The organism is Streptomyces sp. (assembly GCF_035645055.1).
Taxonomy (GTDB): domain Bacteria; phylum Actinomycetota; class Actinomycetes; order Streptomycetales; family Streptomycetaceae; genus Streptomyces.
The window spans coordinates 60,077-74,947 of the sequence record NZ_DASQNH010000045.1 but is presented as its reverse complement, the minus strand read 5'-3'; the positions used below and the strand labels follow the sequence as shown (position 1 = coordinate 74,947).

Here is a 14,871-nt window from a genome sequence, read left to right as displayed (position 1 = left end):
GGCGAGGATGTGTCTTACCCCACACTGGGGTGCGGTGCCTGAGTCCTCGGAGCGCGGCCGATCCGTCCCCCCACGGATCACTCACCCCCGCGGTTCCGCCACCTCAGCAGCGATTCCCCTGGAGGTCGCCCCCGTGCAGACCCAGACCCTCGTCCCTACCGACAGCCCCACCCCGGCGGAGCCGGACGTGCTGGCGGCCGTGCCGCCGCTGAGCCGTGCGGTGCACCACCCGGAGACGCACCCGGAGACGCAGACGGAGACCGAACCGGAATCCGAGCCGCCCGAGGCCGAGGCCGGCACCGAGCCCGAGCCCGTCGAGTCCGAGCCCGTGGAGCCGCCGCCCGCCCGGGTCGTCGACAACAGCGGTCCCTCCTCCGACCTGTTCCGGCAGTACCTGCGCGAGATCGGCCGGATCCCGCTGCTCACCGCCGCCGAGGAGGTAGAGCTCGCCCGCCGTGTCGAGGCCGGCCTGTTCGCCGAGGAGAAGCTCCTCAACACCCCGGACCTGGACACCCGGCTGGCGCTCGACCTGGACCGGCTGGTGGTCATGGGCCGGATGGCCAAGCGACGGCTGATCGAGGCGAACCTGCGGCTGGTGGTGTCGGTCGCCAAGCGGTACGTCGGCCGCGGGCTGACCATGCTCGACCTCGTGCAGGAGGGCAACCTGGGCCTCATCCGGGCCGTCGAGAAGTTCGACTACGCCCGCGGCTACAAGTTCTCCACCTACGCCACCTGGTGGATCCGCCAGGCCATGTCCCGCGCCCTCGCCGACCAGGCCCGCACCATCCGCGTCCCGGTGCACGTCGTCGAGCTGATCAACCGGGTGGTGCGGGTCCAGCGCCGGATGCTCCAGGAGCGCGGCTACGAACCCACGCCCGAAGAGGTCGCCGCCCATCTCGACCTGCCGCCCGAGCGGGTCAGCGAGGTGCTGCGGCTCGCCCAGGAGCCCGTCTCCCTGCACGCCCCCGTCGGCGAGGAGGACGATGTCGCGCTGGGCGACCTGATTGAGGACGGCGACGCCGCCTCGCCCGTGGAATCCGCCGCCTTCCTGCTGCTCAAGCAGCACTTGGAGGCGGTCCTCTCCACCCTCGGCGAACGTGAGCGCAAGGTCGTCCAGCTCCGCTACGGGCTGGCCGACGGACGCCCGCGCACCCTGGAGGAGATCGGCCGCATCTTCGGCGTCACCCGCGAGCGGATCCGCCAGATCGAGTCCAAGACCCTCAGCAAACTCCGCGACCACGCCTTCGCGGACCAGCTGCGGGGTTACCTGGACTGAAGCAGGGTGCCGCTGCATCCGCGGCTGCGGGCAGTCGTGCCGCTGGAGCGGTACGGGTGGGCGCGGCGGCACCCCGACGTTCGGCGCGCTCAGTCCACCTCGGCCACCGCCTGCGCGAACTGCGCCTGGTACAGCCGCGCGTACGCCCCGTCCGCCGCCAGCAGTTCCGCGTGCGCGCCCTGCTCGACGATCGACCCGTTCTCCATCACCAGGATCGTGTCGGCGTCCCGGATGGTCGACAGCCGGTGCGCGATGACGAACGACGTACGCCCGTGCGCCAGCTTGGCCATCGCCTTCTGGATCAGCACCTCGGTGCGGGTGTCGACCGAGCTGGTCGCCTCGTCGAGCACCAGGATCACCGGGTCGGACAGGAAGGCCCGCGCGATGGTGATGAGCTGCTTCTCACCGGCGCTGACCCCGGAGCCCTCGTCGTCGATCACGGTGTCGTAGCCGTCGGGCAGGGTGCGGATGAACCGGTCGGCGTGGGCCGCCCGCGCCGCCTCCTCGATCTCGCCCCGGGTGACCTTCCGGGCCGCGCCGTAGGCGATGTTCTCCGCGATGGTGCCGCCGAACAGCCAGGTGTCCTGGAGCACCATGCCGATCCCGGCGCGCAGCTCGTCCCGGGACATCGTCGCGATGTCGACCCCGTCGAGGGTGATCCGCCCGCCGGACACCTCGTAGAACCGCATCAGCAGATTGACCAGCGTGGTCTTGCCCGCGCCGGTCGGGCCGACGATCGCCACCGTCTGCCCCGGCTCCACGGTCAGCGTCAGGTCCTCGATCAGCGGCTTCTCCGGGTCGTACCGGAAGGAGACGCCCTCCAGCGCGACCCGCCCGCGCAGCTCCTCCGGCCGCACCCCCGGCACCGGGTCCGCCGACTGCTCCTCCGCGTCGAGGAGTTCGAAGACCCGCTCGGCCGACGCCACACCGGACTGCACCAGGTTGGCCATGGACGCGATCTGCGTCAGCGGCATCGAGAACTGCCGCGAGTACTGGATGAACGCCTGCACATCACCGATCGACAGCGAGCCCGACGCCACCCGCAGCCCGCCGACGACCGCGACCAGCACATAGTTCAGGTTGGACACGAACATCATCAGCGGCTGCATGATGCCGCTGTTGAACTGCGCCCTGAACCCGGCCTCGTACAGCGCGTCGTTCTGTTCGGCGAACCGCTTCGCCGACTCGTCCTGCCGCCCGAACACCTTCACCAGGGTGTGCCCGGTGTACATCTCCTCGATGTGCGCGTTCAGCGTGCCCGTGGAGCGCCACTGCTGCACGAAGTGCGGCTGCGACCGCTTGCCGACGTACGTCGCCACGTACAGCGACAGCGGGACCGTGACCAGCGCGACCAGGGCGAGGATCCACGACACCCAGAACATCATCGCCAGCACCCCGATGATGGTCAGCAGCGAGTTGATCAGCTGGCCCATCGACTGCTGGAGGGTCTGCCCGATGTTGTCGATGTCGTTGGTGGCGCGGGACAGCACCTCGCCGCGCTGCCGCTTGTCGAAGTACGAGAGCGGCAGCCGCGACAGCTTCGTCTGCACGTCCTCGCGCATCCGGTACATCGTCCGGTTCACGACCCGGTTCACCAGCCGGGTCGCCACCGCCATCAGCAGCCCCGCGACCGCGAACGCGGCGAGCGCGAACAGCAGCACATGGCCGACGGCGGTGAAGTCGATGCCCTCGCCGGGGGTGAAGTCGGTGGAGCGGAGCATGTCGGCGATGTCCCCGTCGCCGCGCTCCCGCATCGCCTGGAGCACCTGCTCCTTGGTGGCGCCCGGCTCCATCTCCCGGCCGACGATCCCCGCGAAGACCAGGTCGGTGGCCTCGCCGAGGATCTTCGGGCCGGCCACCGACAGGCCGACGCTGATCAGCACGCACAGCAGCAGCGCGGAAAGGGCGAACCGCTCCGGCCGGAAGTGCGCGACGAGTCGCCGGCCCGACCCCTTGAAGTCCAGCGAGCGGTGATCCGGTCCGGTCCCGGCCATCATCCGCCCCATGGGCCCGGCCATCAGGCAGCCTCCGCTTCCGTCAGCTGGGAGAGCACGATCTCCCGGTAGGTCTCGTTGTCCGCCATCAGCTCGTGGTGCCGTCCGGTGCCGACCACCCGGCCCTCGTCGAGCACGACGATCCGGTCGGCGTCGCGGATGGTGGCCACCCGCTGAGCGACGATCACTACGGTCGCCTCGGCGGTCTCCTGGGCGAGCGCGGCGCGCAGGGCCGCGTCGGTGGCGTAGTCGAGGGCGGAGAAGGAGTCGTCGAAGAGGTAGATCTCCGGGCGCTGCACCAGGGTGCGCGCGATGGCGAGGCGCTGGCGCTGCCCGCCGGAGACGTTCGTCCCGCCCTGCGCGATGGGGGAGTCGAGCCCGTTCTCCAGCCGCTCCACGAACTCCCTGGCCTGCGCCACCCCCAGCGCGTGCCACAACTCCTCGTCGGTGGCGTCCGGGTTGCCGTAGCGCAGGTTGCTGGCGACCGTGCCCGCGAAGAGGTACGGCTTCTGCGGGACCAGGCCGACGGTCTTCGCCAGCACCTTCGGGTCGATGGTCCGCACGTCCTCGCCGTCGACCAGGACCGCGCCGTCGGTCGCGTCGAACAGCCGGGGCACCAGCCCCAGCAGGGTGGACTTGCCGCTGCCCGTCGAGCCGATCACCGCGGTGGTCTCGCCCGGCCGGGCGACCAGGTCGATGGCCTTGAGCACCGGTTCCTCGGCCCCCGGGTAGCGGAAGCCCGCCCCCCGGATCTCCAGATGCCCGTGCCGGCGCAGCCGTGTCACCGGCGCCGTCGGCGGGACCACGCTGGACGAGGTGTCCAGCACCTCCTGGACGCGCTCGGCGCAGACCTCCGCGCGCGGCACCATCATGAACATGAAGGTGGCCATCATCACGGACATCACGATCTGCATCAGATAGGCGAGGAACGCGGTCAGATCACCGATCTGCATCCCGCCGCTGTCGATCCGGTGCGCGCCGAACCAGACCACCGCGATCGACGACAGGTTCACCACCGTCATGACGATCGGGAACATCAGCGCGAGCAGATTGCCGGTGCGCAGCGACATCTCGGTCAGCTCGCCGTTCGACTTCCCGAACCGCTGCTGCTCGTACGCGTCGCGGACGAAGGCGCGGATCACCCGGTTGCCGGTGATCTGCTCGCGCAGCACCCGGTTCACCGTGTCCAGCCGCTCCTGCATGGTCCGGAACAGCGGTCGCAGCCGCCGCACGATCAGCGTCACCGCGATGCCGAGCACCGGTACGACGGCGATCAGCACCCCCGACAGCGGCACATCGAGCCCCAGCGCCAGCACGATGCCGCCCACGCACATGATCGGCGCCGACACCATCAGCGTGAACGTCATCAGGGCCAGCATCTGCACCTGCTGGACGTCATTGGTGGTCCGGGTGATCAGCGAGGGCGCGCCGAAGTGCCCGACCTCCCGGGCGGAGAAGGACTGCACCCGGTCGAAGACCGCCGCGCGCACATCCCGGCCCAGCGCCGCGGCCGTACGGGCCCCGTAGTACACGGCGCCGATGTTGCAGACGACCTGCGCCAGCGAGATGCCGATCATCAGGGCGCCGAAGGACAGGATGTAACCGGTGTCGCCGAGCACGACGCCGTTGTCGATGATGTCCGCGTTCAGGGTCGGCAGATAGAGGGTCGCGCAGGTCTGCAGGAACTGGAGCAGCACCAGGAGGACGATGGGTTTTCGATAGGGCCTGAGATAGGTCCGCAGGAGTCGTATGAGCACGCTGGTCTCTCGGAGTCGGCGGGAGGGCTGATGGTTGCCCGTGGCCCCTATCGTCGAACACTCCGCCCGCGTTACCTCAACCGATTAACCCAACAGGCGGCCGCTACGCCCGGAACGCCCCCGGATGGGTCTGCTCCCGCACCGACACGAACTGCTGCCGCACCGCCTGTCCCACCGCCAGCTCCTCACCGGGCTCCAGCACCTGCGCCGCCGCCCCCTGCCAGGCCGGCGGGGTACGCGGATCGAGCGTGCCCTGCGACACACCCAGCGCCCAGGCTGCCTGCCGCGCGGCCCCGAGAGCCGCGTAGTCGGCGGGCTGCGGTACGACGACCTGCGCCCCGAACAGCGCGGGCGCCGAGGCCTGCACGGCGGGCAGCTCGGCGGCCGGGCCCAGCAGGAAGATCCGCCGCACCTCCACGCCCCGTCCGCGCAGCACGTCCAGCGCGTCGGCCAGCCCGCACAGCATGCCCTCGAACGCGGCCCGCGCCAGATGCTCCGGCTTCATCGACTCGCGCCGCAGACCCGCCAGCGTGCCCGCCGTGTGCGGCAGCGCCGGGGTCCGCTCGCCCTCCAGATAGGGCAGCAGCACCAGCCCGTGGGCGCCCGGCGTCGACTTCAGCGCCAGATCGGACAGGCTCTCCAGATCCGGCAGACCGAGCAGCTCCGCGGTGCCGCGCAGGGTGCGCACGGCGTTCAGCGTGGTCACGACCGGCAGATGCATCCCGGTCGCGTCGGCCAGCGAGGTGATCGTCCCCGTCGGGTCGTGCAGCGCCTCGGGGTGTACGGCCATCACCGACCCGGAGGCGCCGAGCGAGACGACCGCGTCCCCGAGCCCCAGCCCCAGCCCGAACGCGGCGGCCATGGTGTCCACGGTCCCGGCGGAGATCAGCAGCCCCTCCGGGGTCGTACCGGCCGCGTCCGAGGGCCCGATCACCTCCGGCAGCATCACCTGGTGGCCGAGGGCCAGCTCGACCAGATCGGGCCGGTAGCCGCCGGTGGCCGCCGACCAGTAGCCGGTGCCGGAGGCGCCGCCGCGGTCCGTGGTCCTGCGCACCGGCCGCCCCAGCAACTGCCACACCAGCCAGTCGTGCGCCTGGAGCAGCACGGTGGTGCGCGCGGCGGCCTCCGGCTCGGTCTTCGCCAGCCAGCGCAGCTTGGTCACCGGGTGCGCGGCCTGCGGGACACAGCCCACGGCCTGGGCCCAGGCCTCGCGGCCGCCGAGCGCGTCGACCAGATCGGCCGCCGCGACCTGCGCCCGCTTGTCGCCGCCGACCAGGGCCGGGCGGACGGTGTTGCCCTGCGCGTCGAGCGGGACCACCGCGTTCGCCTGCGTCGAGACGCCGATCGCCTGGACGCCCTCCAGCAGGCCGCCGCCGGCCGCCTCGCCGAGCGAGAGCAGCCAGGCCTGCGGGTCCATGTCGCTGGGGCGGCCACCATCGGGGCTCTCCAGCGGGTGGGGGGCATATCCCTGCCTGAGCACGGCCCCCGTGTCCGTGTCACAGACGACGATCCGAGTGAAATCGGGTGAACTGTCCAGCCCGGCGACTATCCCCATGCAACAGATTGTGCCGTAGCGGCACCCGTGGTCCGTCTGGCGCGGGTGGTGCGTGGTCGCTCACGCAGTTCCCCGCGCCCCTCCACGGGCCCCTCAGGTGTTGCTGGTGCCCCAGTCGTCGTCCTGGCCGTTGTGGCGGAAGCGGTCGGGGACGCGGTCGCCGACCTTGTCGCTGACCACGTGGTACGCCTTGCCCGCGAACTGGCGGCCCTGCTGGGCCGCGGTCTCCGCGGTGTTGCGGACGGCTGGGTTCTGTGCGAGCTGCCGGGCCGACTTCATCAGCTGCTCGTAGCGTTCGCGCCCGGCGCGTGTGCCCAGCACGTAACCCACAGCTAGTCCGACGACGAACGTGAGCCGGTAACGCATGGTGGCCACCCTTTCCTTGCGTAGTCCCTGGCACGGTTCCGGTGCGGCATCGGGCCCGGGGGTACCGATTGGCGGAGCACCCCCCTGCTTGCGCTAATGTATGTGTCGCAGCGAGCGAGCGCCCCCTGGCGGATACCCAGGTAGGTACGTTCGATGCAACGAGGCATTCCTCCGTAGCTCAATTGGCAGAGCAGCCGGCTGTTAACCGGCAGGTTACTGGTTCGAGTCCAGTCGGGGGAGCTCGGTCCTCCGTAGCTCAATTGGCAGAGCAGCCGGCTGTTAACCGGCAGGTTACTGGTTCGAGTCCAGTCGGGGGAGCATGCTGAACGAGGACCCTCCGGGGTCCTTTTTCATGTCCGGGGGAACCGCTCGGGCCGTGGCGGAGTCCTCATGGTCGTGCGAAGCCGACCATGCCGGAGCAGGAGATCGTATGAGCGGCTATGCTGCGGCAGACGGCGCGCACAAATGTGCGCGACGCGCCGTAAGGGGCGGTAGCTCAGCCGGTTAGAGCAGCGGACTCATAATCCGTCGGCCGTGGGTTCGAGTCCCACCCGCCCCACCAGTAACATGCCCTGACCTGCGGAAACGTATCTTCGATGACCCTGAGTAACGCCTCGGGTCCACCGGAGGAGAATCCGCTGCTCACGAGTACTGGTCGAGGCGTCCGCGATGGATGCGGACACCCCTTCCAGGCTTCTGACCTTCAGTAATGCGGAACGAGCTCATCTGCTGGAGGTTACCCGGCGGAGTCGAAAAGTAAGATCGAGTGGACGCTCAGTGGACGCGAGGAAACGGAGGCGGGGCGTCGGCCGCGCGCGGCCTGGCCGCCGTCCGCTCCAACCCTTTCTGCCAGATGCCTTTCCAAACTGCTGCTCGACTCGCCCGCCGTGGGCGTTGGGGGCTTCGGCGCCCGCCCGTCGACTGGACGCCGGTCCAAGGTGCTGCCTCGGTTGTGGGGCGCTGTCGGCTGCCGCTTGACGGAGGCGAGCCGCGACGTCAGTTGAGCAGGCCGCAGCGGTCGGCGAGCGGACGCGAGGCCGGACGGTGGCGTTTCGGATCGCTGGAGCCCGGGTTCCTTACTCGGGTGACGAATTTTCACCCTTCTTACCTCTGTCCCTGATGTATGAATCTTGCATGACGAGTGCAGGGGGACTGACCGAGCAGGAGACGTGCCGGGCCTTCGTGCTGCCGGCGCTGTCCGCGGCGGGCTGGAGCAAAGATCAGATCCGAGAGCAGTACTCGATCAACGACGGCAAGCTTGTGGTGTCGCCGCGGCGGCATCGGCGTGAGCGGGCGCTGATAGCGGACTACGTCCTGGAGTACCGCGACGACGTGCCCCTCGCGGTGGTCGAGGCCAAGCGGACGAGTGTCGATGTTGCGGCCGGTATCGAGCAGGCCAAGCGGTATGCCCGCAGACTGGGTCTGCCTGTGGCTTACGCCACGAACGGCATCGAGATCTGGGAGATCGAGATCGGTGCCAACCGGCACCGGGTGTCGTCGTTCCCGTCCCCGGAGGAACTTTGGCAGCGGTACTGCGGCGAGAAGGAGATCACAACAGGTCTGGAGCGCGAGCTCATCCTCGCCCCGTTCGACCATCGTCTGCGCAACAACGATCTCACCCCTAAGCGCCCCAGGTACTACCAGCGTCGGGCGGTCAATGAGGCGCTCTTGGCGATAGCCCGTGGCCAGAAGCGAATCCTGCTAACGCTGGCCACTGGCACCGGCAAGACCATGGTTGCGTTCCAGCTGGTCTCAAAGTTGCGCGAGAGCGGGTGGAACGGGGGCGAGAAGCCCCGCGTGCTGTACCTGGCTGATCGCAACATCCTGGTTGACCAGCCAAAAGACGACTACTTCGAGCCAGTCTTCGGAGACGTCGTCCACAAGATCAGCGGAGGGGCGCAGCGCGCGCGGCAGATATTCTTCGCGCTGTACCAGTCGCTGGACAGCAGCCGAGAGGACGAAGCTGCGCTCTTCAGTCAGTACCGTCCAGACTACTTCCACCTGATCATCGTGGACGAATGCCACCGCGGCAGCTCGGCCGAAGAAAGTAAATGGCGGGGCATCCTTGACCACTTCTCGGAGGCCGTACAACTCGGACTGACCGCGACGCCGATCGCGGACTCGGGGCGGCATACCTACGGGTACTTCGGTGAGCCGGTCTACGAGTATTCCCTGAAGGACGGCATCGAGGACGGCTTCCTGGCCCCGTACCGTCTACGGCGGGTCCACCTGAATGTCGACATGACGGGCTTCAAGCCCGAACCTGGGCAGCTCGATACTTCCGGCAACCCCATCCCGGACCGGGTCTATACCCAGCGCCACTACGAGAAGGCCCTGGCCATTGAGGAACGCACCGAGGAAGTAGCCCGGTACCTCACGAACTACCTGACCGATACGGACCGGATGGCGAAGACGATCGTCTTCTGTGAGAACAACGATCACGCACACCGCATGGTCGCCGCACTCAACCAGGCAAACCTCGACCTCGTCGCGCGCTACCCGGACTATGTCTGCCGGATCACCGATGACGACGGTAAGCCGGGAAGGGAGCTCCTGGACCGTTTCCGGCGCGACGACACTGACGAGCCCGTGATCGCCGTGACCAGCCAGATGCTGACGACCGGCGTCGACATCCCCTCGGCCCGCAACATCGTGATCGTGCGCCGGATCAACTCCATGCCGCAGTTCAAGCAGATCATCGGGCGAGGCACCCGGCTGTGTCTGGACATCGACAAGGGGTCCTTCGACATTATCGACTTCGTTGATGCGACTCTTCTGTTCAACGATCCCGAGTTCGACGGCCCGCCGCTGAGAGTCATCAATGACCGGACAGACCAGCAGGGTGAGCTGATCGAGCGCGAAGAGCTGGAGAGCCCGGACGGCAACGCCGAAGAGGTCGCAGAACCCGAAGCGGACTTCCAGTCAGGGGATGGGGGCATACTGCCTGCGGATGACGACGGGACAGTGATCACGGACGAGGACCGCGTCGATGAGATCCAGAGTCGCGGCGCCCGGCGTATCTACGTCAACGGCGTGGAGGTCTTCGTCTGGAATGACATGCACTACCAGCTGCACCCTGACGGCCAGTCCATGCGCATGGTCCAGTACCGGGAATACGTGCATGACCGAGTGCTTGAGCTGAAGCTGTCGCCTACGGACCTGAGGACGCAGTGGGCCACCGCCAAGAGTCGCAACATCCTGCGCGAGCGCCTGAACAGCGAAGAGATCGGCATTACGGAGGAGGACCTGCTGCGCAAGCTCGACCACCCCGAGGCCGACCCCATTGATCTGCTGATCAACGCGGCCTGGGAGCTGCCTCTGATCAGCCGGGCCGAGCGGGCCCACCGGGTACGCCGTGAGCATGATCAGTTCCTCAAGAGCTTCGCACCTGAGGCGCGTGAGGTGCTGGACGTGCTGTTGGACCGCTTCACCGAGAAGGGTGCCATCGAGCTGGAGGCCGGCGCGCTGCGCGTACCGCCCTTCCGGCAGCTGGGTACGGTCCGGCAGCTGGCCGCGCGGTTCGGCGGGGCGCCGCAGATGCATGAGGCGATCGACGACCTGGCTAAGAGGATCTTCGACGTCGCGTAACTACATTCCACTTTTAGTTTCGTGCGTCGATTTGCGTGAAGATAAAGGAAACCAGGAGGAGTATTTCTGCTACGCTCTCACGGTGCTCGGTGATGACACGAATCGCGACCGCCTGTGGCGCACCGCCGCCAGCCAACGCGGCTACTTCACGGCTGCGCAGGCGCTCAAGGCCGGCTACTCCTACCAGGCCCAGCACTTCCACGTCGGTCGTCGCAACTGGATCCGTGTCGACCGCGGCATCTACCGCTTCCGCGAGTATCTCGACCTGCCGAGCACCGACACTGACCACCTGGCCCGCTGGTCTCTCTGGAGCCGGGACCGGGCTGTGGTGTCGCACGCGACGGCCCTTGCTGTACACGACCTGGGCATCGCTAACCCTGCGGAGATCCACCTGACCGTACCTCCGAGCTTTCGCGCCAAGGACTCGGCTGTCGTCCTCCACCGCGCCACTCTCGGCGCTGCGGATATCGAACAGCACGAGGGTTTCAAGGTCACCACACCCCTGCGGGCCATCACGGAGAGCGCGGCTGACGCGGTCGATCAGGACGTAGTCGACTCCGCAGTGAACGACGCCCTCTCGCGGGGTCTGACCACCCGCCGCCGTCTCCTGCACGCCGCCCAGGAACTCGGAGCGCGAGCCGAACTCGGCGTAGAGCGCGCGCTGAGGGGAGCGACGGGGTGAAGGAAAAGCGGTACCAGGATGCTGTCGCACTCCGTAGGGCACTGGAAGCAAGGCTGAAGCGCCAGTCGGAGACCGAAGCCACAGATCTGGGACGCCTGCGCCGCCGAGTGGTCTTCGACCGTATCGCTGCACGGCTCTCAGCCGACTCGGAGGCCGAGTGGATCCTCAAGGGCGGGGCCGCGCTTGAGTTCCGGCTCCGGAATCGGGCCCGAGCCACCAAGGACATGGACCTCGCCATCCGGGAAACGGGACTGGCCGGCGGCACGCTTCGCGAGGCACTGCTCGATGCGCTCGCAGAAGACCCGGACGGGGACTGGTTCACCTTCCGGGTTCCCGCGCCGGTGGAGCTGGCCGCTGATACCGGGGGGCGCCCGGCGTGGAGGTTCTCCATCGAAGCCGGCCTCGGTGGCAAGCCCTTCGCCGGTGTCCGGATCGATGTCGCCGCCCGCGGCGAGGAGGTGGCGGCCACGGAGCCCCTGCCGCTCCTCGGCGCACTGGACTTCGCAGGAATCCCCGCCCGGACCATCGAGGCCGTGGACCGGCGGCAGCACTTCGCCGAAAAGCTCCACGCCCTCACACGTGAATACGGTGACCGTCCCAATACGAGGGTCAAGGACCTGGCTGATCTCGTGCTGTTGATCGAGACGGGCATGGCCGCCGACGCGGAGCTGTACGGCGTAGTGCGGCATGTCTTCACGGTCCGGGACACACATGCCGTCCCTCATTTGATTCCCGACCCCCCACCGCTGTGGCGGGACACGTACCCACCCCTCGCCGAGGGACTGACCGAGACCACAGCGACCTTGGACAGCGCGCTGACCGCAGTGCGCGAATTCTGGGCGCGAGTTGTAAACGCCTCCACCGGAACGGAAGACTGATGCCGCCGCAGGACACCACCAGCCAACTGGCCATTGACGTACCCGCCCAGCCCAAAAAGCGAACTCGCGCGGAACTTCAGTCGGCCATCAAGTCGGCGCGCGACATCATGCGCAAGGACGCCGGCCTCAACGGCGACCTGGACCGCCTGCCTCAGCTGACGTGGATTCTGTTCCTCCGGGCCTTCGATGTGTGCGTGGAGGAGGAGCGGGAGGCGGAGATCCTTGGCTACGAGCGCGTGATCCAGCCGCCATACGACTGGAAGAGCTGGGGAGCAAGAACCGAATTTACGGGGAAGGAGTTCCTCGAATTCGTCAACATGAAACTTCTCCCGTATCTGCGTGACCTAAAAAGCGATGAGGAGGGCGATCCCAGGAATGTGATCTCCACCATCTTCCAGGACGTTAACAACCGGATGCTCTCGGGCACCTTGCTGCGCGACCTCGTCAACGTAGTCAATGACATCAACTTTGACTCCGCTGATGACATCCACACGATGGCCTTCGTCTACGAATCAATTCTGAAGGAGATGCGGGACGCCGCAGGTGACTCGGGCGAGTTCTACACCCCGCGACCGGTGATCCGGTTCATGGTGGAGCAGAGCTTCCTCAGGCTGGGCGAGTCCATCCTCGACCCGGCTTGCGGTACGGGCGGATTCCTCGTGGAGGCTTACGAGGAGCTGAAGGAGCTCCCGCGTTCCCAGGCGGAACTGGCCGAACTCCATCACAACATCCGCGGCATGGAGAAGAAGCCGCTCCCGTATCTGCTCGGGATGATGAACCTCCTCCTCCACGGGATCGACGCGCCGAACGTGATCCGCACGAACGCGCTGCGCAAGATGAGGGAGGAGAGCAGCCCAAGGCACCGCGTGAACGTGGTGCTCACCAACCCGCCGTTCGGCGGTGAGGAGGAGAAGTCGGTAGCGGCTGCCTTCGACTCGGCTGGCGTCGGAACGCACGAGACAGCCTGGCTCTTCCTCTACTCCGTCATCGAGCGACTCACGCCCGGCGGCCGCTGCGCGATCGTCCTGCCGAACGGCGTGCTCTTCGGCGGCGGCGTGGGTGCAAAGATCAAGCAGAAGCTGATGCGGGAGTGCAACCTGCATACGATTGTGCGCCTCCCCCAGGGCGTCTTCGCCCCATACACGCAGATCCCCGCGAATCTGCTCTTCTTCGAGAAGGCTGGCTCGACGAAGGAAACTTGGTTCTACGAGATCCCCCTACCGGAGGGGCGACGCGGCTACTCGAAGACTAAGCCGATGGAATACGAAGAATTCGCTGATTGTGCAAGATGGTGGGGAGGGGAAAGCCGGGAAGGGCGTACCGAAAATGAGTACGCTTGGAAGATCGATGCAAACGAAATCGAGGCGTCTGGGTTCAATCTCGACCTAATCAATCCACACGCTGACGAAGAGCTAGAGCACCGCTCGCCTGTGGCTCTTGTGGATGACCTCATCAAAGGTGAGGAAGAGGTCTTGAGATTTTTGAAGGCCCTTCGTGGAGAATTGGCTTTCCCGTCATCTGAGCCAACCGTTAGACGCCAGGTGGAAAATGTTCGCATCGGAGATGTCCTGCGACTCGAGCGCACGCCAATTGATGTCGAGGAGGATGAATCGTATCGCGTTATCGGCATGCGTTCGTTTGGGAAAGGGATCATCCGTTACCCGAGCGCGCTGGGATCGAAAGTTAGTAAACTAAATTACTTCACCTTCCCGGCGGATGCGCTCATCCTGAGTAACATCAAGGCGTGGGAAGGGGCCATCGGTGTGACTTCGGCGACCGATTCTAAAAATTACATTGCATCCAATAGATTCCTGACTTACCTCCCAGTGGATGGTCGGGTGAACATTAGCTATCTGCGTCACTACTTGCTGTCTCGTGAAGGGCTAGCGAAAATTGCAGCTGCTTCGCCCGGAGGTGCGGATCGTAATCGCACGCTAGGACGCAAGCGTTTCGAAGAAATTGAGATCCCGCTACCCTCCCGTGCTGCGCAGGATCGAGTGGCGGAAGTGCTCGATTCCATTGCCAGTGGATTGAGCGGCGAATATGCGCAGCGTGCGCTCGACCTGCTGCGGCCGTCGGTCCTCAACGCCGCCTTCACCGGCCAGCTGTGACCCGGCGCCAGGCGCTGTCCGTCACGACCACGTGATCAAGGAACCGTAGTCCGACCGTCTGCGCCGCATCCCGCAGGCGATCGGTCACCTGTCGGTCGGCCATGCTCGGTTCGGGGTTGCCCGAGGGGTGATTGTGGGCCACGCCGAAGGACGAGGCGCCAGCCGACAGGACCACGGCGAGGGTGTCACGGACCGGAATCAGGCTGCGGTCCGTGGCGCCGTCTGTCAGGCGGGCGATTCGGAGGACCTTGCCGGACGTGTCGCAGGCCACGACGATTACGCGTTCGTGGCGCAGTCCGCGTAGCAGTGGTGCGGTGAACGCGGCGAGGTCGGCAGTGGTCGTGACACGGTCAGGGCTGTGCAGGTCCGAGTTCTGTAGGCGGCGGGCCAGTTGAAAGGCCGCCGCGACCCGTACCGCTTTCGCTTGGCCCATCCCCGGGAGCTGCACGAGGGCTTGAGGGTCTGCCTGAGCCAGGCCGCGGAGTCCGCCGTGCGCCGCGAGGAGCTCGCCGGCCAGCTGGACCGCGTCCTGCCCCGGAATGCCTGAGCCCAGAAGGAGGGCGAGTAGTTCTCGGTCAGCGAGTGCCTCCCCGCCGTGGAGCCACAGCCGCTCCCGCGGGCGGTCGGCCGCCGGCATGTCTTTGACCCGCATGCGCATGCCTCG

General features: G+C 67.1%; 10 protein-coding genes and 3 tRNA genes. 8 read left to right on the top strand and 5 right to left on the bottom strand.

All coding sequences use genetic code 11. The features are described 5' to 3' along the window. Positions 1–34 precede the first annotated feature (34 nt). Complete coding sequence (locus VE614_RS15180; RefSeq protein ID WP_414719574.1) at positions 35–1,276, top strand: RNA polymerase sigma factor; 1,242 nt, start codon at positions 35–37, stop codon at positions 1,274–1,276. Between the two features lie 89 nt (positions 1,277–1,365). On the opposite strand, the gene VE614_RS15175 is transcribed toward VE614_RS15180, so the two are convergent. The 4 genes from VE614_RS15175 to VE614_RS15160 form a co-directional block, all read right to left on the bottom strand. After that, complete coding sequence (locus tag VE614_RS15175; protein WP_324936739.1) at positions 1,366–3,294, bottom strand: ABC transporter ATP-binding protein; 1,929 nt, start codon at positions 3,292–3,294, stop codon at positions 1,366–1,368. Continuing rightward, positions 3,294–5,027: an ABC transporter ATP-binding protein gene (locus VE614_RS15170; RefSeq protein ID WP_324936738.1), complete on the bottom strand. Its 1,734-nt coding sequence runs from the start codon at positions 5,025–5,027 to the stop codon at positions 3,294–3,296. Before VE614_RS15170 ends, VE614_RS15175 begins: the two co-directional genes overlap by 1 nt. A gap of 103 nt (positions 5,028–5,130) precedes the next feature. After that, entirely contained in the window at positions 5,131–6,582 is a 1,452-nt protein-coding gene (locus VE614_RS15165; RefSeq protein ID WP_324936737.1) for a xylulokinase, read from the bottom strand. 93 nt (positions 6,583–6,675) lie between these two features. Then, the gene (locus tag VE614_RS15160; protein ID WP_324936793.1) at positions 6,676–6,948 is read right to left on the bottom strand and encodes a YtxH domain-containing protein; all 273 of its coding nucleotides are present in this window, start codon (positions 6,946–6,948) and stop codon (positions 6,676–6,678) included. A 167-nt stretch (positions 6,949–7,115) separates the two neighbouring features. On the opposite strand from VE614_RS15160, the gene VE614_RS15155 reads away from it, so the two are divergent. From VE614_RS15155 to VE614_RS15125, 7 genes are all read left to right on the top strand, one after another. After that, positions 7,116–7,188 (top strand) — tRNA-Asn (locus tag VE614_RS15155). A 5-nt stretch (positions 7,189–7,193) separates the two neighbouring features. Beyond that, positions 7,194–7,266, top strand: a tRNA-Asn gene (locus VE614_RS15150). A 167-nt stretch (positions 7,267–7,433) separates the two neighbouring features. Next, positions 7,434–7,510: transfer RNA gene (locus tag VE614_RS15145), tRNA-Ile, on the top strand. A gap of 572 nt (positions 7,511–8,082) precedes the next feature. Continuing rightward, positions 8,083–10,536 (top strand): EcoAI/FtnUII family type I restriction enzme subunit R, encoded by a 2,454-nt coding sequence (gene hsdR / locus VE614_RS15140; RefSeq protein WP_324936736.1) that lies wholly within the window; start codon positions 8,083–8,085, stop codon positions 10,534–10,536. Between the two features lie 82 nt (positions 10,537–10,618). Continuing rightward, positions 10,619–11,218: a hypothetical protein gene (locus VE614_RS15135; protein ID WP_324936735.1), complete on the top strand. Its 600-nt coding sequence runs from the start codon at positions 10,619–10,621 to the stop codon at positions 11,216–11,218. Next, on the top strand, positions 11,215–12,096 hold the full coding sequence (locus tag VE614_RS15130; protein ID WP_324936734.1) for a nucleotidyl transferase AbiEii/AbiGii toxin family protein: 882 nt from the start codon (positions 11,215–11,217) through the stop codon (positions 12,094–12,096). The genes VE614_RS15135 and VE614_RS15130 overlap by 4 nt, the downstream gene beginning before the upstream one ends. Next, positions 12,096–14,207: an N-6 DNA methylase gene (locus VE614_RS15125; RefSeq protein ID WP_324936733.1), complete on the top strand. Its 2,112-nt coding sequence runs from the start codon at positions 12,096–12,098 to the stop codon at positions 14,205–14,207. Before VE614_RS15130 ends, VE614_RS15125 begins: the two co-directional genes overlap by 1 nt. On the opposite strand, the gene radC is transcribed toward VE614_RS15125, so the two are convergent. Beyond that, entirely contained in the window at positions 14,191–14,865 is a 675-nt protein-coding gene (radC, locus tag VE614_RS15120) for a RadC family protein (protein ID WP_324936732.1), read from the bottom strand. The two genes, VE614_RS15125 and radC, sit on opposite strands and share 17 nt — an antisense overlap. Between the last annotated feature and the right edge of the window lie 6 nt (positions 14,866–14,871).

Bases quoted from the DNA above. Each gene is read 5' to 3' on its own strand.
- VE614_RS15175 (WP_324936739.1), bottom strand. From the start codon at position 3,294: ATGGCCGGGCCCATGGGGCGGATGATGGCCGGGACCGGACCGGATCAC.
- VE614_RS15165 (WP_324936737.1), bottom strand. From the start codon at position 6,582: ATGGGGATAGTCGCCGGGCTGGACAGTTCACCCGATTTCACTCGGATC.
- VE614_RS15160 (WP_324936793.1), bottom strand. From the start codon at position 6,948: ATGCGTTACCGGCTCACGTTCGTCGTCGGACTAGCTGTGGGTTACGTG.
- hsdR (WP_324936736.1), top strand. From the start codon at position 8,083: ATGACGAGTGCAGGGGGACTGACCGAGCAGGAGACGTGCCGGGCCTTC.
- VE614_RS15125 (WP_324936733.1), top strand. From the start codon at position 12,096: ATGCCGCCGCAGGACACCACCAGCCAACTGGCCATTGACGTACCCGCC.
- radC (WP_324936732.1), bottom strand. From the start codon at position 14,865: ATGCGCATGCGGGTCAAAGACATGCCGGCGGCCGACCGCCCGCGGGAG.